This window comes from Deinococcus puniceus (assembly GCF_001644565.1).
GTDB lineage: Bacteria > Deinococcota > Deinococci > Deinococcales > Deinococcaceae > Deinococcus > Deinococcus puniceus.
Window position 1 is genome coordinate 2089658 of record NZ_CP011387.1, and the last position, 20583, is coordinate 2110240.

Genomic DNA, 20583 nt, shown 5'->3' on the forward strand with positions numbered 1-20583 from the left:
GGACTGGAGTACAAGGCCCTCAGTCCTGAGTCTGGTCGTCTACCGTGGCCCCTTCCGCAGCGCGGGTCACGGCGTCCATGCCTGCGCGGGCGGCACTTTCGCTGGAATAGGTTTCGCTGGTGCCGATGACCTGCCCGTTGCGGGCCGTGAGGCTGAAGCGTAGGCCGCTGTCGCTGAGTACAAAACGCGTGCTGTCGGCGGCGTTGGTCTGCACCGATTCCACGCCGTTCATGGCCCCAGCTTTGGCCGTGTAGCGCTCGCTGGTCAGCACGATCTGGCTGTTGCCCGCGTGCAAGTTGAACATAAACTGATCGCCGCTGCGCTTCACTACAAACTTTCCAGCCATGATTTCGCCCCTTTTCAAGATGTGATTTTTCTTACTCTACATCTTTTAGACAAAACTGCGGGAGCAACACACCCGCTGTTGCCCCCCACTTGCGCTGAAAATCGCCGCTTAAACTTTAAGCCATCACTTCTTCGCGTGTTTTGCTGAGGTACACAGCGACTTCATCGGCGCTCCGCACGTCGCTGAGGCTGACGTAATGGTGCTGACCATCGGGGCTGCCGCTTTTGGTCAGCTTGATCTGATCGCCGTCAAGGTGGTCTACCGTGCCCACATGCTCGCCGTTGATGTCCTTCACTTGCAGGTGCTCGGTGATCTGTGCCCGCAGGCTTTCCATCGCCTTGTCGTCGAGGGTTTGCAGATCGCTGTCGGTCATGGCTTGGTCGTTTCCGGTCATAAGAACCCCCAGTTTCGCCCGTGTTGGCGCGGTGTTCTTATGGGACGCCTTGCAGGTGGGACAGGCATGAGCAGGCGGCGAAGGCCCGCTGATGCTTGTCTGACGAAAGGCTGACGCTGGGGCCAGCTCAGAGTCGGGCGAAAGCGGCGGCGGCCTGCACCTGCGCCGCGCTGGGACGCACGCCCGTATACAGCACGAACTGTTCTAAGGCTTGCAACTCGATCACTTCTGCCCCAGTAATCACGGGTTTACCCTCTGCACGGGCAGCCCGAATCAGCGGCGTTTCGGCGGGAGAGGCGACGACATCCATGACCGCCTGAGCCTGAGCAATTTGGGCCGGGGCAAAGGCCAATGCCGCCGCTTCCGGGCCTCCCGCCATGCCAATCGGGGTCACGTTGATCAGCATTTGGGCTTCTTGAGGTTGCGGTTGCCAGTGTTCGGGCTGCCAGATGAAGCCGCAGTTCTGACTCCCCAAATCATGAGCCAACGCTTGCCCCGCCGCTTCGTTTCTCGCCAGAATCGTACCGGACGCAAATCCAGCGTCGCGCAGGGCGAAGGCCACCGCCCGCGCCATGCCGCCGCTGCCGCGCAACACAAAGCGCAGGGCTGGATCAACCCGGTGCTGCGCCAATAACTGCCGCACCGCCAGATAATCGGTGTTGTAGGCGTACAGCACGCCGCCCTCATTCACGATGGTATTCACCGATTGCAGCACGGCAGCCGACGCATCCAGCCTATCCAGATACGGAATGCAGGCTTCCTTGAAGGGCATAGACACCGCGCAGCCGCGAATGCCCAGCGCCCGGATTCCGGCGATGGCGGCGGGAAGATCGGTGGTGGTGAACGCTTTATACAGAAAATCCAGCCCCAGCGCCTCGTACAGATAGTTGTGAAAACGTGTGCCGAAATTGCCGGGGCGGCCTGACAAGCTCATGCAAAGCCGCGTGTCTTTGTTGATTGGTGGTTTCATCCAGCCAGCCCAAGCATCAGATTCAGGTTTTGCACGGCGGCTCCGCTGGCCCCTTTGCCCAAGTTGTCGAGGCGGGCGGCCAGCAAGACGCGGCTTCCGTCGCTGCTGGCGTACACGAACAATTCCAGATCATTCGTGCCGTTCAGCGTTTGCGGGTCTAGAATTGCCGGATTCTCGGCGGGCGGCGTGACCCGTACAAATGTTTGGCCCGCGTAATGGTCGGCCAGCGCGGTATACATCTGCTCTGCGCTAACGCCCAATTCCTCCAAATGCAGCGGGATGGTGACGGTCATGCCCTGCGCCCACGCGCCCACGTTCGGCACAAAAATGGGGGTGCGGGTCAGGCCGCCGTAGCGCATCATTTCGGGAATGTGCTTGTGGTCTAGCCCTAAGCCGTAGCTTAGGAACTCGCCGCGCATGGCGTGAGGCTGGCTCTGCTCGTGTGCGTCGACAAGGGCGCGGCCCCCACCGCTGTAACCGCTGTAACCCTGAATATTCACCAGATGGTGAGCAGGCAACAGGCCCGACGCCGTGAGGGGCGCAAGCAAAGCAATCGCGCCCGTGCTGTAGCAGCCGGGATTGGAGACGAAGCGGGCCGCGCGAATCTGTTCAGCCTGCCCCGCGTTCAGTTCTGGAAACCCGAACGCCCAGCCCGCGTCTACCCGGTGCGCGGTGCTGGCATCCAGCAGGCGGGCGTGCGGGTTGGTGGTCAGTGTCACAGCTTCGCGGGCGGCATCATCGTGCAGGCACAGAATGCTCAGATCGGCGGCGTTGAGGAGTTCGGCGCGGGCCTGCGGGTCTTTTCGGCGGGCCGGGTCGATGCTCAGCACTTCCAGATCGGTGCGGCCTGCCAACCGTTGCCGAATTTGCAGGCCCGTCGTTCCGGCCTCGCCGTCTATAAAAATGGTGGGTAGAGGGGTGGATGTCATCATTTCTCCTGCGGGGTTTGTGCTTGCCACTCGCTGTACAGCAGGCCATAAGTCGCGTCGTCTGTCCATTCTCCCCGGTGCCAGTAGCTTTGGCGCGTCGTCCCTTCATGCCTGAATCCTGCCCGGAGCAGCAGGGCAGCAGCAGCCTGATTGCGTGGATCGATGCTGGCATAGACGCGGTGCAGCCCCAGTGAACCAAAGATCTGCCCAAGCACCAGCCTCAGCCCCTCTGACGCGAGGCCGCGCCCCTGTGCAGTGGGGGCCAGCGTGACGCCCAATTCGGCTTGCTGGCCCATGCCGCGCACCGCGAAATCTCCCAGCAGTTTGCCGCTTGTCGCGTCTGCAAAGGCCACTTGCGTCCAGCCATCTTGCCCCAATGTGCGCCCCTGCATCTGGGTTATCAGGGCTTCGGCATCGGCCAGTGCATAGGGCAAATTCCAGCCCTGATAGCGGGCTACAGCGGGATCGTTGCGGTAAGCGCAGAGGGCCGGGGCGTCGGCGCGGGTAAAAGGGCGCAGCATCAAACGAGACAGGGCGGCGCGGGGCATGTGGGGCAGCGTATCAAGCCGGAGCTTCATTCAGGCTCTTACCAACGCGGTTTGGTCGCGCCCAGCAGGTGATACATCAACGCCTTCTGCGCGTGCAGACGGTTTTCGGCCTGATCGAACACGCGGCTCTTGGGGTGTTCGGTGGCTTCCGGCACGGTTTCCTCGCCGTAGTGGGCGGGCAGGCAATGCAGGAAAATGCCGTGTGGCGCGAGCGTATCCAGCATTTGCGGCGTGACCTGATAGCCCTGAAAAGCGCGGCGGCGAATGTCGGCTTCGGCTTCCTGCCCCATGCTGATCCAGACATCGGTGTACAGCACGTCTGCGCCCGCGATGGCCCCCAGATCGTTGGTCAGGGTCACGTTCGCGCCGCGCTTCACGGCGTCCATCAGCACCGCGCCGTTGGGTTCGTAGCCCACCGGAGTTACGATAGTGACCTCTGTGCCCGTCAAAATGCCCATGTGAATGTGGCTGTTGGCGAGGTTGTTGCCGTCCCCGATGTACACCACGCGCCTGCCCGTCAGATCGGTGCCAAATTCCTGCTCGATGGTCTGGTAATCGGCCAACAGTTGCGCCGGGTGCAGCATGTCCGACAGGCCGTTGATGATGGGGATGGAGGCGTGGTCTGCAAGTTCATGCAAGGTTTGTTGCAGGTATACGCGGCCCATCACGCCGTCTACCCAGCGTTCTAGGTTGCGGGCCACATCCGACACGCGCTCGCGGGTGCCGAGGCCAATTTCGGCGTTGCTGAGCGTAATCGCGTGCCCGCCCAGTTGGTACATGCCCACGTCGAAGGTGGTGCGGGTTCGCAAACTGGCCTTCTCGAACACCAGCGCTATGCTGAGGCCCGCCAGCGGTTTCACGCCGCGCCACTCGCCCCGGCGCATAGAATGGGCGGTGTCCATCACCCCGCGCAGTTCTGCCGCACTCATATCCAAATTGCTGAGGAAGTCGCGGCCTGCCAGCACGGGGGCGGGAAGCGTTTCGGGCGTGTGCAGGAATGGCGCGGAGGCTTGAGCAACCGCTTGGGCCGCCGCCTTTTTGCCTGTTTTGCCCGCTTGTTTCGGAGTGGTGGTGGCCTTGCTGTCCTTCGGCATAGGCGGAGAGTATACAGGAAGATTATGCAATCTGGCTGCATTTAGTTGCAGGCAAGTGACGAGCTTAAGCGATCTGGCCCATAGCCCCTCTCCCCTGTAGGCCGCTAGGGTAACGCCATGTTGAAGGTTGATGTATTGGGCCGCCCCGCCGAAGACAATGCGCTGTGGGCCACGCTGGACGCTGGGCAGGGCCAAACCCGCTTGCTGCTGGACTGCGGTGCGGGCACGCTGGACGCCGTGCCGTTCAGCCAGCTTCAAGCCGTAGACGCCGTGCTGTTTTCGCATCTGCACATGGATCATGTGGGCGGATTCGACACGCTGTTTCGGGCCATTTTCGATCGTCCAGCGGCGGCCACAGCGGGGAATCAGGTGTGGGGGCCACCGGGAACGGCCCGCATTCTGTCTCACCGCTTCCGGGGCTACTGGTGGAACCATGCCCCCGAACTGAGCGGCGTGTGGCACGTTCACGATGTCCACCATAACCACATTCACTCCTACCGCTTCGAGGCCAACGAAGCGTTTGAGGTCGCCCACGACGAGGGCCAGCAGGCGCACGACGGCCTGATCCTGAATACGCCGCAGTTCAGCGTGGAAGCCTTGCCCCTGCACCATCACGGCGTCAGCCTCGGCTACGTGGTGCGCGAGGCGGGCCGGGTCACGGTGAACACGGGCAAACTGGCCGAACTGGGCCTGAAACCGGGCGCGTGGCTGGCGCAGCTTAAGGCGGGGGCGGAGGGGATGCTAGATGTGAATGGCGTGCCACACGACGCCGCCGCCCTCAAAGCGCAGTTACTGGAGCAGACGCCGGGGCAAAGTTTCGCCTACCTCACCGACTTTGTGCTGACACCCGCCGAACAGGAGCGATTGGCCCCCAAGTTGGCGGGCGTGCAGACGCTGTACTTAGAGGCGCAGTATCTGCCCGAAGACGCGCCGCTGGCCGAGCGGCACCAGCACACCACCGTAGAGCAGGGCGCGGCACTGGCAGCAGCGGTAGGCGTGGAACAATTGGTGTTGCTGCACCTCTCCCGCCGCTACCGCCCGGAGCGTTGGCCCGAATTTCTGGCCGCAGCTCGGGCTATCTTTCCGGCTACTGATTTTCCGGCGGGGTGGCTGAGGGATGCTGCTGAGGAGAGCTAATCCAAAGGAATTCAGAGGGCAAATGGTGTATCGTGCCGCCATGCGACTGACATATCGGTCATCGATTTTGAAGCAGGAGTACACCGTGCATTGTTCTGCATCTGAGGTCATAGAGTAGATGTCGACAGGCCCAAACTACATCGGCGTAACAATTCTTATTCCGCTTTCAGTCTTCACGGTACTCTGCATTATCTCCCGAACCAATACTCAGGCGATAGTATCGTTAATATTTTCAGTCGCGGTGTATCTCGCAATTAGGTTTAATTTTCAAGACAATTATCCTTGTATCTCTTCCGAATTCAAGACGGCAGAAGATTACGTAAATTGCTTTAGGATTCAAGAATTATATATTTTTGGCATTCGGCCCGAAATCTATTTCGTTTCATTATTGAGTTTGCCTTTCATTAAGCTTCTTGCTCAATTTGAACATCCCTTCAAAAAAGAGAGGCTTCTGAGGCTCCAATATATGGGCGCTGTGGGCATGTTTCTACTCTTGGGAATGTTAACCAGAGTTCCCAGCCAGTAAGTATTCAGTTCATTCTCAGCACAGATGCCGAACCGAAGCCCATAAAGCTCTGTTCGGCGTCTCCCGTTTTGCAACCACTCCAAAATCATCTGCGCTACCCTAGTTCCCATGACGCTCGCCCTCTTCGATTCGCATATGCACACGCCGCTGTGTGGGCACGCGGCAGGCACGCCCACCGAGTACGCGCAGGCGGCGCTGGACGCGGGCCTCAGCGGGGTCTGTTTTACCGATCATATGCCCATGCCCGCGTGGTACGACGCGCCTTGGCGCATGCGGCTGGATCAGTTGCAGGAGTACAGAGACAGTGTGCTGGCCGCCCGCGAAGCCTTTGCGGGGCGGCTGGAAGTGCGGCTGGGGCTGGAGGCCGACTATCATCCCGGCACCGAACGCTTTGTGGAAGGCGTGCTGGAGGCGCACACTTGGGATTACGTGATCGGCAGCGTGCATTACATCGGCGCGTGGGGCTTCGACAATCCGGAGTTTGTGGCCGAGTACGACGCCCGCGACTTGGGCAGTATTTACCGCCACTACTACACGCTGATAGAAGGCGCGGCCCGCACGGGGCTGTTTGACGCGCTGGGGCACTTGGATTTGCCCAAAAAATTCGGGCACCGTGACCCCGACGGGTATGCGGCCCTGCACGCGCTGGACGTGGTGGCCGAGCGCGGCTTGAGCCTCGATTTCAATACGGCAGGTTGGAGAAAACCCGTGCGCGAAGCCTACCCGGCCCCCGATCTGACCCGCGCCGCCGCAGACCGGGGCATCGGCTTCGTGCTGGGCAGCGACGCGCACAGGCCGCAGGAAGTCGGCTCCCGCTTTACCGACGCCCTCAAGCAGATTCATGATGTGGGGGGCCGCGTGGTGAACTACGCGGGAAGGGTGCGACATGGCTAACGTGCATGAGTCCGAAATGGCCGAAGTCGGAGTGAACCGCAAGCAACTGGCGAACGTACTGAAAACCACAGCCGATCTGCTAGAGCTGCTGGGCCAAGAAGTGTTCCGGGCCAACGCCTACCGGAGCGCGGCCCGCAGCCTAGAGGCGCTGGACACCGACGCCGCCGAGCTGGTGGCCGCTGGCTTCGCAGGTGTGCCGAAAGTGGGCAAAAGTATTGCCGCCGAACTGGTGGCCTACGCCGAGTGCGGCACCTTTGCACCGCTGGAGGACGCCGCCAGTCAGGTTCCGCCGGGAGTGCTGGGTCTGTTCCGGGTGCGGGGGCTGGGGCCGAAGAAGATTCGCGCCCTCTGGGACGCCGGAACCGACTCGCTGGAAAGCTTGCGGGAAGCGGCGCACAACGGGCAACTCGCGGCTCTGAAAGGCTTTGGGGCCAAAAGTGCCGCCGCGATTCTGGCGGCGGTGGATTTTGCATTGGCCGCACAGGAACGCCAGCACCTCAGCACCGGGCTGGATGTGGCCGAGGCGTTGGCTGCCCGCCTGCACGACTTGGGCGCCCGCATATCCGGCGACGTGCGGCGCGGGCTAGATACGGTTCACAGCGCCCGCGTAACCGTCACCGCCACGCCCGAAGAAGTGACGGCGCGGGTGGGCAACTGGGTGGAAGCCCTCTCCCCCGTTGGCACCAAGCCGCTGTTGAGTGGGCGGGTAGACGGCGTGCCTGTAGAAATCGCCTATAGCACCGCCGAGGCACGCGGCGCACTGGATCTGATGATGGGCGGCGGCACGGCGTACCGGGAAGAACTGCGGGCCAAGGCTGCTGCCAAAGGCTTCGATCTCAGTGGGCGGGGGCTGATGCGCGGTGGTGAGTTGGTTGTCACGCCTACAGAATTGGACGTAGCCCGCGAATTGGGCCTGACCCTGCGGCCTGCCGAGTACCGCGAACCCGAACACGACCTGATCTGGCAAACGCTGCCTGCCCCCGCTGAACTGGTCACGGTGGCCGACTTGCGGGGCATGATCCACACCCATTCCACTTGGTCAGACGGGGCCGCCTCGGTGCGCGAGATGGCGGCGGCAGCGGTGAAGCTGGGCCACGAGTTTTTGGGCACAGGTGACCACTCGCGGGCGGCGCACTACGCGAACGGCATGAGCCTAGAGCGGCTGCGGGCGCACATTCAGGAGGTGCGCGAGTTGCAGGCGGCGGGCGTCCCCGTGATCGCCGGGGCGGAAGTGGACATTCTGGACGACGGCTCGCTGGACTACCCCGATGATGAGTTGGCGGCGCTGGATTACGTGGTAGGCAGCGTGCACAGCCTGTTTACGATGGACGCGGCGCGGCAAACCGAACGGCTGGTGCGGGCCGCCTCTCACCCCCTGATTACGGTGCTGGGCCACCCCACAGGCCGCCTGCTGCTGCGCCGTCCGGGGTACGCGATGGATCTGGATGCTGTGCTGGGCGCGTGTGAGGCCAACGGCACAGTCGTCGAAATCAATGCCAACGCCTACCGCCTCGATCTGGACTGGCGCGACGTGCTGCGCTGGCGGGAGCGCCTGACGTTTGCCATCAATACCGACGCACACGTTCCCGGCGGCTTGGCCGACACCCGCTACGGCGTGGCAGTAGCCCGCAAAGCTGGACTGACTCCGGCACAGGTGGTCAATACGCTGGGGCAGGCCGACTTCTTGGCTTTCGTGGCTCGGCAGCGGGCGGCGCGGGCTTCATGAGGCGTCTCAACCTGTGGCCAATGTTGCCATTCGGCCTCCTTTTGTGCGTTCTGGCTTGACTTAAGCCGAGTCTGCAACCATAGTGAACGCATCTTAAAACCAACGTACCTTTAAGGAACTCTTGAGGTACGTGCGTGTCCAACCTTGCCTGTGTGGAGGGTTGTGCAGGAGGCATACACATGAACCGAACCAAGCTCAAGGTTTCTGCCGCCGCCGTACTGGCTATTACGGCCAGCCTCGCCTTTGCACAGAAAGTAGAAAGCCCCGTGCCCATCGGGGTAGCCGTCGCGCAAACCAGCAATACGGCGCTGCTGGGCCAAGAGCAGGTCATCGGGGCCAGATTTGCCGAGAAGTTCCTGAACGCACGCGGCGGCATCAACGGTACGCCCTTCAAGCTGGTGTTTCAGGATGCGGCAGGCGATGAAAACAGCGCCATCAACGCCTTTCAGAACCTGATCACCAAGGAAAACGTGGTGGGTATCGTGGGGCCAACCCTGTCTCAGCAGGCCTTTGCCGCCGATCCGATTGCAGACCGCGCCAAGGTGCCTGTGCTGGGGCCAAGCAACACCGCCAAGGGCGTGCCGCAGATCGGCAACTACATTGCGCGCGTGTCGGCTCCGGTGGCCGTCGTGGCCCCCAACGCCATTCGCACGGCACTCCGGCTTGATCCTAAAATTAAGAAAGTGGCCGTGCTGTACGCCCAAAACGACGCTTTCTCGGTCAGCGAAACCGGAACTTTTCAGGAAACTGTGAAAGCACAGGGCCTGACGGTCAGCACGCTGCAAAAATTCCAGACCACCGACACCGATTTCACCACGCAGGTCACGGCAGTCCTGAACGCCGACGTAGACCTCGCCATCGTGTCGGGCCTCGCAGCCGACGGCGGCAACCTCGTGAAGCAGCTCCGGCAGTTGGGGTATAAGGGCCTGATCATTGGCGGCAACGGCCTGAACACCTCCAACATGTTCCCCGTGTGCCAGAAACTCTGCGACGGCGTGATCATCGCGCAGGCCTACAGCCCCTCGCAGCCGAGCGCCGCCAATCAGGTGTTCGTGAAGGAATACCGCGCCCAGTACAAGAAAGACCCCCCGCAGTTTGCCGCGCAGGCTTACGCGGGCGTGCAAGTGTTCGTGGAAGCTCTCCGCGCCGTAGACCGCAAGAAGAAGATCGGCACTTGGGACTTGGGCGACTTGCGCGTCGAATTGAACAAGCAGATTCTGGCGGGCAAATACAATACGCCGCTGGGCCTGATTTCTTTCGACAAAGAGGGCGAAGTGGTGCAAAAAGACTTCTACGTGGCCCAGATCAAGATGAAAGACGCCAAGACTGGCTCGTTTGTCTTCTTGAAATAAGGCCGAACTGACCTAGACCTTTAACGCCGCCCACATTCAGCAAAACTAGGGCTGAATGTGGGCGGCGAGATGTTGACTGAATGTGTGAGTTGAAAGGGTCGATTAAATGTCTGGACTGAACGCGTCGCCTTTGGTACGCCCGCGAGGAGAGCTATGGAACTGAGTTCATTTGTACAAAACCTGATGAACGGGCTGGCGATTGGCAGTGTCTATGCCATTTTCGCACTGGGCTATACGTTGGTCTTTTCTATCTTGGGCATCATCAACTTTGCACACGGGGCCGTGTTTACTCTGGGCGCGTACTTTACCTATACATTGGCGGTGGGCCAGTTCGAAAACAACGGGTTGCTTAAAGGGATCAACATTTTCCCAGACGGCTCGCCTTTTTCGGGCAGCGCAGTGATGTTCGGGCTGGCGACGATTCTGGGCGCGTGTGCGGCGGGGGCGGTTGCCGTACTGATTGAGCGGCTGGCCTTCCGGCCCATGCGCTCACGCGGCGCTGATCCGCTGTTGGCGTTGGTCAGCAGCCTCGGTGTGGCCCTGGTCATCGTGAACCTGATTCAATTGCTGGTGGGCGCGGAAATCTACAACTTTCCCTCCGACGCTTACGGTGAGGTTCGGCCCGCGCTGAGTTTCCAGATCGGTGACAAGGTGGTCATCATCCGCACCGTGCAACTGATCATCTTTGCCGTCAGTTTGGTGATGTTGGCCGTGCTGGGATACGTGATCGGGCGCACCAAAGTCGGCAAGGCGCTGCGGGCGGTGGCCGAAAGCCCCAGCACCGCGAGTCTGCTGGGCATCAGCGTAGACCGCTTTATTCTGATCACCTTCTTCCTGTCGGGCTTTTTGGGCGGGCTGGCGGGGACGTTGGTGGGCACGGCGTTTGGTGTGGCCGGGCCGTATTTCGGCGTGGTGTACGGCCTGAAGGGACTGGCCGTGATCGTGCTGGGCGGGCTGGGCAGCATTCCGGGTGCAGTCGCGGGCGGATTGGTCATCGGGCTGGCCGAAGCGTTCGTACCCGCCGAATACAGCGCCTACAAAGACGCGGTGGCCTTTGCCCTGCTGTTCGTCATTTTGCTGGTGCGCCCACAAGGACTGCTGGGCCGCAACCTGATTCAGAAGGTGTAATCCAGTGATGTTCATGTCACCGATGAGTTGGTTTCGTTCTGAGCCTCAAAGCTTCGGGCATGAGGTGGGAACTTTTAAACCTGCACAGCAGAGGGGGAAAGCGGGCATGGCAGCACTCAAACCAACAACCACGATTTCAGACCAACGCGCAGGACAACCATGAGCGACTTTCTGCAAAGCTACGGCTTCCTGATCGTCACGCTGATTCAGGCCGGACTGCTGGGCCTCAGCCTGTATTTTCCGCTGATGGCTGGGCAACTGAGCCTCGCCAGTCCCGGTTTTTATGCGCTGGGCGGGTATGTGGCCGCCATCATGCTCACCAATCCGGCCTTCGCGGGCCTGCGTGACGCGCTGGGCAACGGCATATTTCCGCTGACTTGGCTGGCGGCGGGCCTGCTGTGTGCTCTCGCGGGCGTGATCGTGGGCGTTCCGGCACTGCGGTTACGTGGTATTTACTTGGCGCTCGCCACCATCGCGTTTGTGGAAATCCTGCGCGTTGTGTCGCTGAATTTGGCTATTACGGGCGGGGCCATCGGCATTTTCGGCATTCCGCAAGCCTTCGGATTCCAAGACCGCTGGCAATACATTCTCATTTTTGGGCCGCTGCTAGCGCTGGTGCTGGCCTTCACCTACATGCTGCAAAAATCGCGTGTAGGCCGCGCCTTCCGTGCCATTCGGGAAGACGAGCTGGCTGCCGACGCGATGGGTGTACCGCCGACCCAATACAAGGTGCTGGCCTTCGTCATCGGGGCCGTGATCGCGGGCATCGTGGGGTCTATGAGTGCGCCGTTCCTGAACACGTGGAATGCCAAACAGGGCACCTTCGACGCCTCGATTGCCATCCTCGCCTTCGTGCTGATCGGCGGTTCGCGCAGTATGTGGGGGCCAGTGGTGGGCGGCGCACTCCTGACTGCCGTGCCGGAACTGCTGCGCTTCTTGCAAGACTGGCGCTTGGTCATCAACGGCCTCGTGTTGGTCATCGCCAGCTTGTATCTGCCCCAAGGCATCGTGGGCGCACTGGGCAAACTCCGCAAATCGCCGCCTCCGGCCCGCCCGCCAGTAGCCCCAGCGCCGGACGCAAAAGGGGGCACGCTATGACTGCTGCCGTGCCTCAACCCACATCTAGAACCGTGCTGGAAGCCCGCAACATGACCCGGCGCTTCGGCGGCCTGATTGCGGTCAACGACGTGAGTTTCGACGTGCGCGAGGGCGAAATTTTCGGACTGATCGGGCCGAACGGGGCGGGCAAAACCACCCTGTTTAACTTGATGACGGGCCTGACGCCGCCCAGCAGCGGGACTTTAATGTATGAGGGCCGCCCCGTGTTGGGCCTCGCGCCGCACCGGGTGGCCGCGCTGGGCATGAGCCGCACCTTTCAGAATATCCGGCTGTTCAAGGCGCTCTCGGCACTGGAAAACGTGAAAATCGCGCAGCATACCCGCACTCACGCGGGGCTGTGGCGCGGCATTTTCGGGGCCAACCGCGCCGAGGAAGCGCAGGTGGAGCGGCGAGCGTGGGAGTTGCTGGATTTGGTGGGCCTGTCTGACCGGGCCGGAGAGGAAGCCGGAAACTTCAGCTACGGCGACCAAAGACGTCTAGAAATCGCCCGCGCACTCGCCACCGAACCCCGCGTGCTGCTGCTGGACGAACCCGCCGCCGGAATGAACACCTCGGAAAAGGGCAGTCTGACCGCCTTTATTCGGGAGGTGCGTGACCGCTTCGACCTGACCGTGATGGTCATCGAACACCATGTGCCGCTGGTGATGAACCTGTGTGACCGCGTGGCCGTGCTGAACTTTGGGCAACTGATCGCGATGGGCGACCCGGCCAGCGTGCAGCGTGATCCCAAGGTCATCGAAGCGTATTTGGGGGGAGAATGACCACTGCATCAAGGGCTACGGGAACAATCAACACAGGAACGCCGCTGCTGAGCATCGAGAACATGAGCGTGAACTACGGCGCGATTCAGGCCGTGCGCGACCTGAGCGTCGTGGTCTATGAGGGCGAAGTCGTGACCCTGATCGGGGCCAACGGTGCGGGCAAAACCACGACTCTGCGGGCCGTGTCGCGTTTGCTGAAGCCTGTTTCAGGCCGCATCAGCTTCATGGGCCGCGACATTACCCGCCTGCCCGCCGACGAAGCCGTGAAATTGGGCATCGCGCAGAGTCCGGAAGGGCGGCAAGTGCTGGCCCGCCAGAGCGTGCAGGACAACCTAGAGTTGGGCGGCTACACCCGCAGCAACGCCGAAGTGAAGGCGGACATAGACCGGATGTATGGCCGATTTCCGCGCTTGGGCGAGCGCCGCAGCCAGATGGCAGGCACGCTATCGGGCGGCGAACAGCAGATGCTTGCCATCGCCCGCGCCCTGATGAGCCGTCCCAAACTGCTGCTGCTGGACGAACCCAGTCTCGGCCTCGCGCCCATCATCGTGCGGGAAATCTTCGACATCATCCGGGAACTGAACGCGCAGGGCGTGACCATTTTGCTGGTCGAACAGAATGCGCGGCTGGCGATGCAGAGCAGCAACCGAACCTATGTGCTGGACGCGGGCCAACTGACGTTGCAGGGCAACAGCGCCGAACTGGTCAGCGATGAGCGCGTGTTACAGGCGTACTTGGGCGGCTGAAACCACCTGTTTCAAGAGCCAATCCAGAGCCAAAAAGCGGACGCGGCAGCCCCCCTCACAGGACTGCCGCGCCCATTGTTTGTCGCAATTTGAATCTGACTTCAACCCAGATTCAGTCCTGCTCTTGGCTCCGGTTCCGCCTTAGCGGGTGCCGAATTCCTGCGCCCAGTAGGTGCCGTAGGTGCTGCCGGGGCGGTAGGTGTAGCCCGCACCCATTTCCCGGAATTTAGGATCCATCAGGTTCTTGCAGTGGCCGGGGCTGTCGATCCAGCCCTGCACCACGTTCTGAACCGTGTAGCCAGCAGCGATGTTCTCGCCCAGCGTCTGCCAATTCGTGTAGCCAGCGGCCTCGGCACGCATGGCAATCGTGCGGCCCTCGGGCGTCACGTGGGCAAAGTAGTTGCGGGCGGCCATATCTGCCGTGTGGCTGCGGGCGGCCACGGCCAAGAAGCCGTTCCAAGTGACAGGCGTGGTGGCCGCATACGCCACGTCGCCGCAGGTGCGGGCCACCGCGCGGGCCGCGTTCACTTCGCGCAGCACCTGCGCTTCCTCGGCGCTCATGGTCTGGCTTCCGGCGTCCTGCGCTTTGGGGGCGGTGGCGACGGGTGCAGTGGCCTGAGGCGCGGGGGCCGTGCTGCCACCGCAGGAAGTGAGGGCGGCGGCTCCAAGGATGGTCAGGGTCAGGGCGGTCAGGCGAGCAGCTTTGATCTGGAGCATGAGGGTGTTCCTTTTTCGCACGGAGAGAGTGCTGTGCGGTTGAAGTACCCCTACCTTAGAAATCACAGGCTGTCAGACCGCTCACAGGATCAATCATTAACGTCACAAACCCGCTTGCCCTGCCCTGCACATATAAAACTTCTCATTGATCGCCCGAATGGGGGCAGCGCCGCCCCACTCTGCGCTCCCGATCCGGCACACTGGCCCCATCGCCGCCGAAACTGGGATCACTTTCAGGAGGCCCTCCGGCCTGTCCTGCGCCGAGCTTCCTCGCTTCCCGCGTCTGACACACGTTTCCAGAAGACTGAACTCTATCTGACGTCTACATTAAGACTCTGGTTCACACACAAGTCTGACAATACGCCTGCCCGGTCTGGAAGCGACGGGGCAGGGTCGGAGGTGGGTTCTTCAGCTTTAGAGCTGTCCCAATGGGTGAAACTCAGCTTTTGGGAATGTCTATGTCGAACAGGGCACGCACGAATTCCTGACTGTCGAAGGGTTGCAGGTCGCCCGCCTGCTCGCCCACACCGATAAACTTGATGGGCACGTCCAATTCGCGCACGATGGGAATCAGAATGCCGCCCTTGGAGGTGCCGTCCAGTTTGGTCACGATGACGCCCGTGAGCGGCGTGGATTCATGGAACTTCTTGGCCTGCTGTAACCCGTTTTGCCCGGTCACGGCGTCCAGCACCAGCCAGACTTCGGACGGTTCGCCGGGGTCGGCCTTCTCGATCACGCGGCGCACTTTCTTCAGTTCTTCCATCAGGTTGTGCTTGTTGTGCAGCCGCCCCGCCGTGTCTACAAACAGCAGATCGGTGCCGCGTGCTGTGCGGGCCGCCGCGCCGTCGAAGGCCACGGCTGCCGGGTCGCTGCCGTCTGCGCCCTGAATGACCGGGATGCCGAGGCGCTCGCCCCACACGCCCAACTGCGTGCCCGCCGCTGCCCGGAAGGTGTCCCCGGCAGCAAACATCACGCTTTTGCCCCGCGTCATGTAGTACTGCCCCAGCTTGGCAATCGTGGTGGTTTTGCCCACGCCGTTCACGCCGATGACCATGATCACGTGCCCTTTGGGGTCAACTCGGCCCCGGCGGGCATCGGGCGCAAAACCCAATTTGCGGAATTCGGCGCGGCGGGCATCGGGTTCCAGTTGCAGGGTCAGGGCTTCCATCAGCGCTTCCTGCAAATTGGTCTTCTCGCTGCGCTTGATGTCTTCCAGAATTTCTTCGGTGGCGGCGCGGCCCACATCGGCGGCAATCAGGGCATATTCAAGGTCTTCGATGGAATCCAGACGGCTGGTGAACACATCGCGCACATCGTTGCCGAGGAATCCGGCGGTATCGTTGATCTGCTTGCGCGTTTTGCTGAGGCCGTCGCGCAGACGTTCCAGCCAACTCATAGACTTACCGCGAACAAGTGGAGAGGGGAAACAACAAAAGACAGCATGGCCCTACGATAGCGCGGCCTGCGCCAGCGAACCGGGATGCCTCTCGGAGGACAGCGCGGATGGTTCTTGCGACTTGAGTTGGAAGGTGAACCCCCCCGTTGTTGACGCAACGCCCCCCTTCGAGGTGGGGACTGAAAGCTGTTGCGCTCCTCTCCTGCGGAGCTTTGCAAAACAAGGGGGCTTGCTGCGAAGCAGACTGGAGGGTGCGCCCACCACCCAACTCCTCAGCCCGACTGCCTCTCCCGCGCTTCCCGCACCAGCAGCAGCTTCAATGTACTCAGGCGGCCTTTGCCGAACACGCCTTTGATCAGCACCCGGTTTCCAGCGGCCAGCACGGGAATATCGTGCCCGTACAGGCGTTCCAGTTCCGCATCCCCGGTAATATCCACTTCCGTGAAACGGTAGTCCAGCGCCAGCAGATGCGCCTGCGCCTGCTCGCAGAGGTGGCAACCGGGGCGGCTGTAGAAGGTCAATTCCGGGAGGATGGATTCTGGCGGCACGGCTCAGGCCCGCGTGGCTGTCGGTGTAGAGGTCGGTACAGGCGTCGGCACTGGCCGGGTCAGGAGCACCATGGACTGCACGGGCGCGTACATATCGTTAGACGTGATCAGGTCGCCCACGCCCGAAAAGGTACGCAGCACTTGCCCGCCCTGCCGCACGGCGAAAATCTGGCCGTCGTTGGTGATTTGCAGCAGCCAGGGTGCGTCGGTGGGTTCGCCCACCAGAGTTTCTAGGGTAAAGGTCACGCCGGGGGTGCCGTCTACCTCGATTTTGCGGATTTTGCGGGCCACGCCGTCCACGATGTACACCGCGCCGTAGCCGTCGATGCCTAGGCCTTCCAGTGGGCGCAGGCTCTCGCTGCTGCGATCCAAGCGGAAGGCGTAGCGGCTGATGTATTCGCCCTGCGCGGTAAATCTCTGCACTTCGTTGTTGCCGCTGTCGAGGATGTACACGTGCCCATCGGGGGCGGCGACGATGGTGCGCGGGCGCTCGAAGCGGCCCAGTCCCTGTCCGCGTCCGCCGAAGCTCCGCACGAACCGGCCCTCGGTGGTATACACGTTCACATGATGGGCCTCGCCGTCCAGCACATACACATGGCCCTGCGCGACAGCAATCCCCACAGGATGCAGCAGGTCGCCTTCGCCGAGGCCGTAAGCTCCGAACGCCAGAATCTCGCGTCCATCGGGGGAATGCTTGCGAATCAGGGCACCCGTTTTGGCCTGACGGTACTCCAGTAGAGTCACGTACAGGTTGCCCTCGGCGTCGCCTGCCATCGCGTTGGGGACACTGGGCAGATTGCCTTCCGCGTTGCCCTGATCGCGCATACTGACCCGCAGTTTGCCCTTCAAATCCAGCAGGCGCAGCGTGCCGCGTTTTTCCTGCACGCTCATCGCCAACGTCACCGGATCGGTGAACACTTCGTCGGTCAGCACGCCCGCATCTATCCGGGCCATCACCTCATCCAGCGTGGGCCGCATGGCCGGGTCTTTTTCGATCATGTTCAGGATCAGGTCGTTCAGTTTGCCCGGCACTTCCAGGCGCACCTGCTTGGGCGGCTTGGGCGACTCGAACACCTGCTGATGCACCACCGCCTCATAGCTGCCCTTGAAGGCGGTTTGCCCCGTGACCATCTCGTAGGCCAGCAGACCCAGCGAATACACGTCGCTGCGGGCGTCCACGCGGTTGCCCTTGGCTTGTTCGGGGGCCATATAGATCGGGGTTCCTACCCGCGCCCCGGTCATGGTCAGGCGGGTCAGCACCTTGCCCACCGCGATGCCGAAATCCATCAGCTTGATGCCGCCTTCACGCAGTTGCCCTTCTACAAAGGCGTTCTTGACGACCATCACGTTGGCGGGCTTGATGTCGCGGTGAACCACATTTTGCATATGAATGTGGCGCAGGGCGTCGGCCAGGGCGCGGATAATCTGCACGCCCTCCGGAAAGCTCATGGTGCGGTTTTCCAGCACAGCTTCCAGGCTGTCGCCGTCCAGAAATTCCATGGCGATGTAATGCTCCTGCGGCTGCATGCGGTAGTCGTAGACCCGCACCACGTTGGGATGGTTGAAGCGCTTGAGCACTTCGGCCTCGCGGTAAAAACGCTTTACGAATTTGGCGTCGGCCAAGTATTTTTCTTGCGGCACTTTCAGGGCCACGATCCGGCCATCTTGCCGCCTGCGGGCGCGGTACACGCTACCCATGCCGCCAATGCCGATGCGGTCTAGAACCTCATAGTCCTGAAAACGCAGATCGGTGGCCGTCTGGGTCAGGGTGGCGCGGCGAGACGGCGGGGGGGCGGGCGGCGCTGTACGCTGCACACGCACCGGCCGACTGGGCTTGGCGGCAGGCCGAATAGAAGGCGGAAACCCGCGCCCACCCAACAAGAAGACCCCACTGGCGACCAACACGGCCACCACGCTCAGCACCCCCTGCGCCCGGTCAAGCGCCAGCAGCCCGCCCCCCGCACCCACCGCCAGGGCAACCAGGACTGTGGCAATGGCCACGCTGAGTACCGCCACCAACACAGCCAGAACCCGCTCGCCAGCCCGCACGGTCAGGAGCAGGCCAGCCACGAACAGCGCGGCCAGAAGCAGCAGGTTCAAAGGCCGCTCCTCGCGGGGCAGGCGGCAGGCGGTGGGCGCAAAAAGGGCGTCATGTCCTCCTAGTTATACCGGACGGGTCTTTCGCTGGACTTACGGCGTTCTACAAAAGGGAAGTCAAGCGCCCAAGTCAGCGGGGGCACTCCCTGCTGCGATGTCGCCCGTATAAGGGCCAAGCTGTACCGGAAGGCCGCTGCCCCGCTCTGAGGCCGGTTCTGAAGGAAGCTGAGCAGAGAGGTTTGCGTGACGCTCTGTCCCTATACTAGAGGCGTGACTTACTGGGCTGAACTGGTGGAATTGTATGAGTACAAGGTCGCCGACGCACTCGATGGCCGGGTTCCACGTGGGGGCAAACGCTCGCTGACCGAGCTGCGCGACGAACTGTTGGGTGCGCCGCTGGAGCCGATGTTGCTGCGCCGCATGATGGAGTGTGACCGCAACTACCGCAATATGTTCAAGTCTGCTCACGCCTCGCCCGTGTCGTCGCGCCCAGCCGCCAACGCCGTACCCGAATGGAGCGCGCCCGCCCGCGCCGACAGCCCAGAGTCCCAGTCCTGGGAAGAATTACAGCGCATGGCCTGGCACGTTCACCTCAAAACGTCCATTCTGGAGTTGGCTCAGGTGTGGGGCCGCCAGCCTGACCGAACCGCTCTGAGGGTGATGTACACCGTGCAGGAAAATGCCGAGCGCGAAGGCCGCAGCATCCGCACGCGGCTCCCTGTGCCAGCGGTGGGCGACCCGTTGGTGTCCCTGCACGACGCAGAAGTCGTGGCGCGGGTCGCGTCCGGGTTCGCCGATCTTTTGCTGACCGAAGAGGGCCGCCTGCGCGTGAAAACAGCCCTGTCTGCCGTTCACGAGGAACCCTTTGCCCGCCACCCCGACGAGGACGTGATGGAAGCCCGCCTGGCCGCCGCCGAACGCGAACGGGTGGCCCCCGAAGCCCGCGCCGCGCTGGTGGCCGCCTTGCGTGCCCAGTACCCGCAGGCCCGCGACCCCCGCGAACGCCCCGCCATCCGGGAGGCCGCGCGGCACCTCCAGCGCACCTTGGACGATCTGCTGGCCGGTGCCCCCACCAACACGATGTCGGGCACACCCAGCCATAGCATTCTGTACGCCCAAAAGCCGCAGTCGGCCCTGCCCACCCCCGATGACGGCACAGACGAACTGGTGATCTATCTGGCAGGCGGGCAGGCGGCCCACTGGCGCGGCATGGACTTGCGCTGGCAACCTATCGGCAGCAACTGGCAACTTCAGTTTGGGCCGCATGTGGTGCTGCTGCGAACCGACCTGCCGCCCGCCGAACGCAGCGTGGTCATCGGGCCAGCACGCGCACAGATTCGGGCGTTCGTCAGCGGCGCGTATGTGCTGCTCCGGGTCGATGGCCGTCCCGACGAGGAAATTGGACGGCTGGCCTCTAAAGCCAGAGCCATTGCGCTGCTGCTGAACGCCGAAGAAGATTACGCCAATTTGCGGTTGGCCCGTGCCGCCGCCCAACTGATCCGGAACGGCACGGTCGACACTGCAGCTCTCGGCGCGGCAAGTGCCGACAAGTACGCCTCTGCCCCGCCGGAGACGCTGATCGCCTTTGCCCGCAAAGGGATAGATGCCCTGATGGCCCGGCTCCAGCGGTCTACACCCTCCAGCGTAGCGACGAGTATTCACGCCGCCGCTGAACGGCTGGAGCTGGACGCTGACCGCGCGACCGGGCTCCATGAAGTGCTGCATATCGCCACCTTTACCCCGGAACCTCTGCCCTACCCGGTGGCCCATACGGCGGTCAATCTGGCCGATACAGGAGCGTTCAGGAGCATTTTGCTGGGCCAAGACCCGGTAACCCTGAGAACCGGCGAGCGTGCCCTGACCCTGCGGCTGGATTACAAGGGCGAACTCGCAGCGGTGCTTCCCGGTCATCCGGCGGCCACCCTACACGACCTGTTGGTGGTGCGCGTGCCGGGCCTGAGCCTGCTGCTGGTGCGCCAAGGCACGTGGCTGGCCGCCGCCGCCCTCTACGACACGCCGCCGCCCAGCACCCCTGAGGGTCACACGCTGCCCGGCACACTGGAACATAAGTCGTCCACTCATAGCCTGAGCCATACCATGCACGCGCCCTACGACACCAAAAATTGAGGTTGGGGTGGTGCGGTAGGGGACATGT

Annotated in this window: 19 protein-coding genes; 9 read left to right on the plus strand and 10 right to left on the minus strand. The window is 62.3% G+C overall.

The features are described from left to right. Nucleotides 1-19: 19 nt before the first annotated feature. The 6 genes from SU48_RS09540 to argF all read right to left on the minus strand — a co-directional run bounded on the left by SU48_RS09540 (nucleotide 20) and on the right by argF (nucleotide 4116). A complete protein-coding gene (locus SU48_RS09540; protein WP_064015974.1) occupies nucleotides 20-346 on the minus strand; it encodes a YegP family protein in 327 nt (108 codons plus the stop codon). 115 nt (nucleotides 347-461) lie between these two features. Next, the gene (locus tag SU48_RS09545; RefSeq protein WP_157451140.1) at nucleotides 462-740 is read right to left on the minus strand and encodes a DUF2171 domain-containing protein; all 279 of its coding nucleotides are present in this window, start codon (nucleotides 738-740) and stop codon (nucleotides 462-464) included. A gap of 127 nt (nucleotides 741-867) precedes the next feature. After that, nucleotides 868-1674, minus strand: coding sequence for a shikimate 5-dehydrogenase (locus tag SU48_RS09550; protein WP_231881593.1), 807 nt, complete (start codon nucleotides 1672-1674; stop codon nucleotides 868-870). 32 nt (nucleotides 1675-1706) lie between these two features. Next, entirely contained in the window at nucleotides 1707-2639 is a 933-nt protein-coding gene (gene argC / locus SU48_RS09555; RefSeq protein ID WP_064015056.1) for an N-acetyl-gamma-glutamyl-phosphate reductase, read from the minus strand. Then, nucleotides 2639-3187, minus strand: coding sequence for a GNAT family N-acetyltransferase (locus SU48_RS09560; protein WP_064015057.1), 549 nt, complete (start codon nucleotides 3185-3187; stop codon nucleotides 2639-2641). The genes argC and SU48_RS09560 overlap by 1 nt, the downstream gene beginning before the upstream one ends. 38 nt (nucleotides 3188-3225) lie before the next feature. Beyond that, nucleotides 3226-4116: an ornithine carbamoyltransferase gene (gene argF / locus SU48_RS09565; protein WP_407919271.1), complete on the minus strand. Its 891-nt coding sequence runs from the start codon at nucleotides 4114-4116 to the stop codon at nucleotides 3226-3228. A gap of 282 nt (nucleotides 4117-4398) precedes the next feature. On the opposite strand from argF, the gene SU48_RS09570 reads away from it, so the two are divergent. From SU48_RS09570 to SU48_RS09610, 8 genes are all read left to right on the plus strand, one after another. Continuing rightward, entirely contained in the window at nucleotides 4399-5418 is a 1020-nt protein-coding gene (locus tag SU48_RS09570) for an MBL fold metallo-hydrolase (RefSeq protein ID WP_064015059.1), read from the plus strand. Between the two features lie 634 nt (nucleotides 5419-6052). Further along, nucleotides 6053-6838, plus strand: coding sequence for a histidinol-phosphatase HisJ family protein (locus SU48_RS09580; protein WP_064015061.1), 786 nt, complete (start codon nucleotides 6053-6055; stop codon nucleotides 6836-6838). A gap of 16 nt (nucleotides 6839-6854) precedes the next feature. Continuing rightward, nucleotides 6855-8564: a DNA polymerase/3'-5' exonuclease PolX gene (locus tag SU48_RS09585; RefSeq protein WP_064015976.1), complete on the plus strand. Its 1710-nt coding sequence runs from the start codon at nucleotides 6855-6857 to the stop codon at nucleotides 8562-8564. A 179-nt stretch (nucleotides 8565-8743) separates the two neighbouring features. Beyond that, the gene (locus tag SU48_RS09590) at nucleotides 8744-9916 is read left to right on the plus strand and encodes an ABC transporter substrate-binding protein (RefSeq protein ID WP_064015062.1); all 1173 of its coding nucleotides are present in this window, start codon (nucleotides 8744-8746) and stop codon (nucleotides 9914-9916) included. A 153-nt stretch (nucleotides 9917-10069) separates the two neighbouring features. Next, nucleotides 10070-11044: a branched-chain amino acid ABC transporter permease gene (locus tag SU48_RS09595; protein WP_064015063.1), complete on the plus strand. Its 975-nt coding sequence runs from the start codon at nucleotides 10070-10072 to the stop codon at nucleotides 11042-11044. Nucleotides 11045-11203: 159 nt separating this feature from the next. Then, nucleotides 11204-12142, plus strand: coding sequence for a branched-chain amino acid ABC transporter permease (locus SU48_RS09600; RefSeq protein WP_064015064.1), 939 nt, complete (start codon nucleotides 11204-11206; stop codon nucleotides 12140-12142). Further along, nucleotides 12139-12924 (plus strand): ABC transporter ATP-binding protein, encoded by a 786-nt coding sequence (locus SU48_RS09605; protein WP_064015065.1) that lies wholly within the window; start codon nucleotides 12139-12141, stop codon nucleotides 12922-12924. Before SU48_RS09600 ends, SU48_RS09605 begins: the two co-directional genes overlap by 4 nt. Beyond that, the gene (locus tag SU48_RS09610) at nucleotides 12921-13670 is read left to right on the plus strand and encodes an ABC transporter ATP-binding protein (RefSeq protein WP_064015066.1); all 750 of its coding nucleotides are present in this window, start codon (nucleotides 12921-12923) and stop codon (nucleotides 13668-13670) included. Before SU48_RS09605 ends, SU48_RS09610 begins: the two co-directional genes overlap by 4 nt. 141 nt (nucleotides 13671-13811) lie before the next feature. On the opposite strand, the gene SU48_RS09615 is transcribed toward SU48_RS09610, so the two are convergent. The 4 genes from SU48_RS09615 to SU48_RS09630 form a co-directional block, all read right to left on the minus strand. Beyond that, nucleotides 13812-14387 (minus strand): CAP domain-containing protein, encoded by a 576-nt coding sequence (locus SU48_RS09615; protein ID WP_064015067.1) that lies wholly within the window; start codon nucleotides 14385-14387, stop codon nucleotides 13812-13814. Nucleotides 14388-14826: 439 nt separating this feature from the next. After that, complete coding sequence (ftsY, locus tag SU48_RS09620) at nucleotides 14827-15783, minus strand: signal recognition particle-docking protein FtsY (RefSeq protein ID WP_064015068.1); 957 nt, start codon at nucleotides 15781-15783, stop codon at nucleotides 14827-14829. Between the two features lie 272 nt (nucleotides 15784-16055). Beyond that, entirely contained in the window at nucleotides 16056-16304 is a 249-nt protein-coding gene (locus tag SU48_RS09625) for a glutaredoxin family protein (RefSeq protein WP_231881594.1), read from the minus strand. Between the two features lie 30 nt (nucleotides 16305-16334). Then, nucleotides 16335-18431, minus strand: a complete 2097-nt coding sequence (locus SU48_RS09630) for a protein kinase domain-containing protein (protein WP_064015070.1) — start codon at nucleotides 18429-18431, stop codon at nucleotides 16335-16337. A gap of 267 nt (nucleotides 18432-18698) precedes the next feature. On the opposite strand from SU48_RS09630, the gene SU48_RS09635 reads away from it, so the two are divergent. Next, nucleotides 18699-20555, plus strand: a complete 1857-nt coding sequence (locus SU48_RS09635; protein WP_157451141.1) for a hypothetical protein — start codon at nucleotides 18699-18701, stop codon at nucleotides 20553-20555. Nucleotides 20556-20583: the final 28 nt, after the last annotated feature.

Excerpts from the sequence above, each read along its gene's own strand:
- SU48_RS09540 (WP_064015974.1), bottom strand. The coding sequence starts at position 346 with ATGGCTGGAAAGTTTGTAGTGAAGCGCAGCGGCGATCAGTTTATGTTC.
- SU48_RS09545 (WP_157451140.1), bottom strand. The coding sequence starts at position 740 with ATGACCGGAAACGACCAAGCCATGACCGACAGCGATCTGCAAACCCTC.
- SU48_RS09550 (WP_231881593.1), bottom strand. The coding sequence starts at position 1,674 with ATGAGCTTGTCAGGCCGCCCCGGCAATTTCGGCACACGTTTTCACAAC.
- argC (WP_064015056.1), bottom strand. The coding sequence starts at position 2,639 with ATGACATCCACCCCTCTACCCACCATTTTTATAGACGGCGAGGCCGGA.
- SU48_RS09560 (WP_064015057.1), bottom strand. The coding sequence starts at position 3,187 with ATGCCCCGCGCCGCCCTGTCTCGTTTGATGCTGCGCCCTTTTACCCGC.
- argF (WP_407919271.1), bottom strand. The coding sequence starts at position 4,116 with ATGAGTGCGGCAGAACTGCGCGGGGTGATGGACACCGCCCATTCTATG.
- SU48_RS09570 (WP_064015059.1), top strand. The coding sequence starts at position 4,399 with ATGTTGAAGGTTGATGTATTGGGCCGCCCCGCCGAAGACAATGCGCTG.
- SU48_RS09580 (WP_064015061.1), top strand. The coding sequence starts at position 6,053 with ATGACGCTCGCCCTCTTCGATTCGCATATGCACACGCCGCTGTGTGGG.
- SU48_RS09585 (WP_064015976.1), top strand. The coding sequence starts at position 6,855 with ATGGCCGAAGTCGGAGTGAACCGCAAGCAACTGGCGAACGTACTGAAA.
- SU48_RS09590 (WP_064015062.1), top strand. The coding sequence starts at position 8,744 with ATGAACCGAACCAAGCTCAAGGTTTCTGCCGCCGCCGTACTGGCTATT.
- SU48_RS09595 (WP_064015063.1), top strand. The coding sequence starts at position 10,070 with ATGGAACTGAGTTCATTTGTACAAAACCTGATGAACGGGCTGGCGATT.
- SU48_RS09600 (WP_064015064.1), top strand. The coding sequence starts at position 11,204 with ATGAGCGACTTTCTGCAAAGCTACGGCTTCCTGATCGTCACGCTGATT.
- SU48_RS09605 (WP_064015065.1), top strand. The coding sequence starts at position 12,139 with ATGACTGCTGCCGTGCCTCAACCCACATCTAGAACCGTGCTGGAAGCC.
- SU48_RS09610 (WP_064015066.1), top strand. The coding sequence starts at position 12,921 with ATGACCACTGCATCAAGGGCTACGGGAACAATCAACACAGGAACGCCG.
- SU48_RS09615 (WP_064015067.1), bottom strand. The coding sequence starts at position 14,387 with ATGCTCCAGATCAAAGCTGCTCGCCTGACCGCCCTGACCCTGACCATC.
- ftsY (WP_064015068.1), bottom strand. The coding sequence starts at position 15,783 with ATGAGTTGGCTGGAACGTCTGCGCGACGGCCTCAGCAAAACGCGCAAG.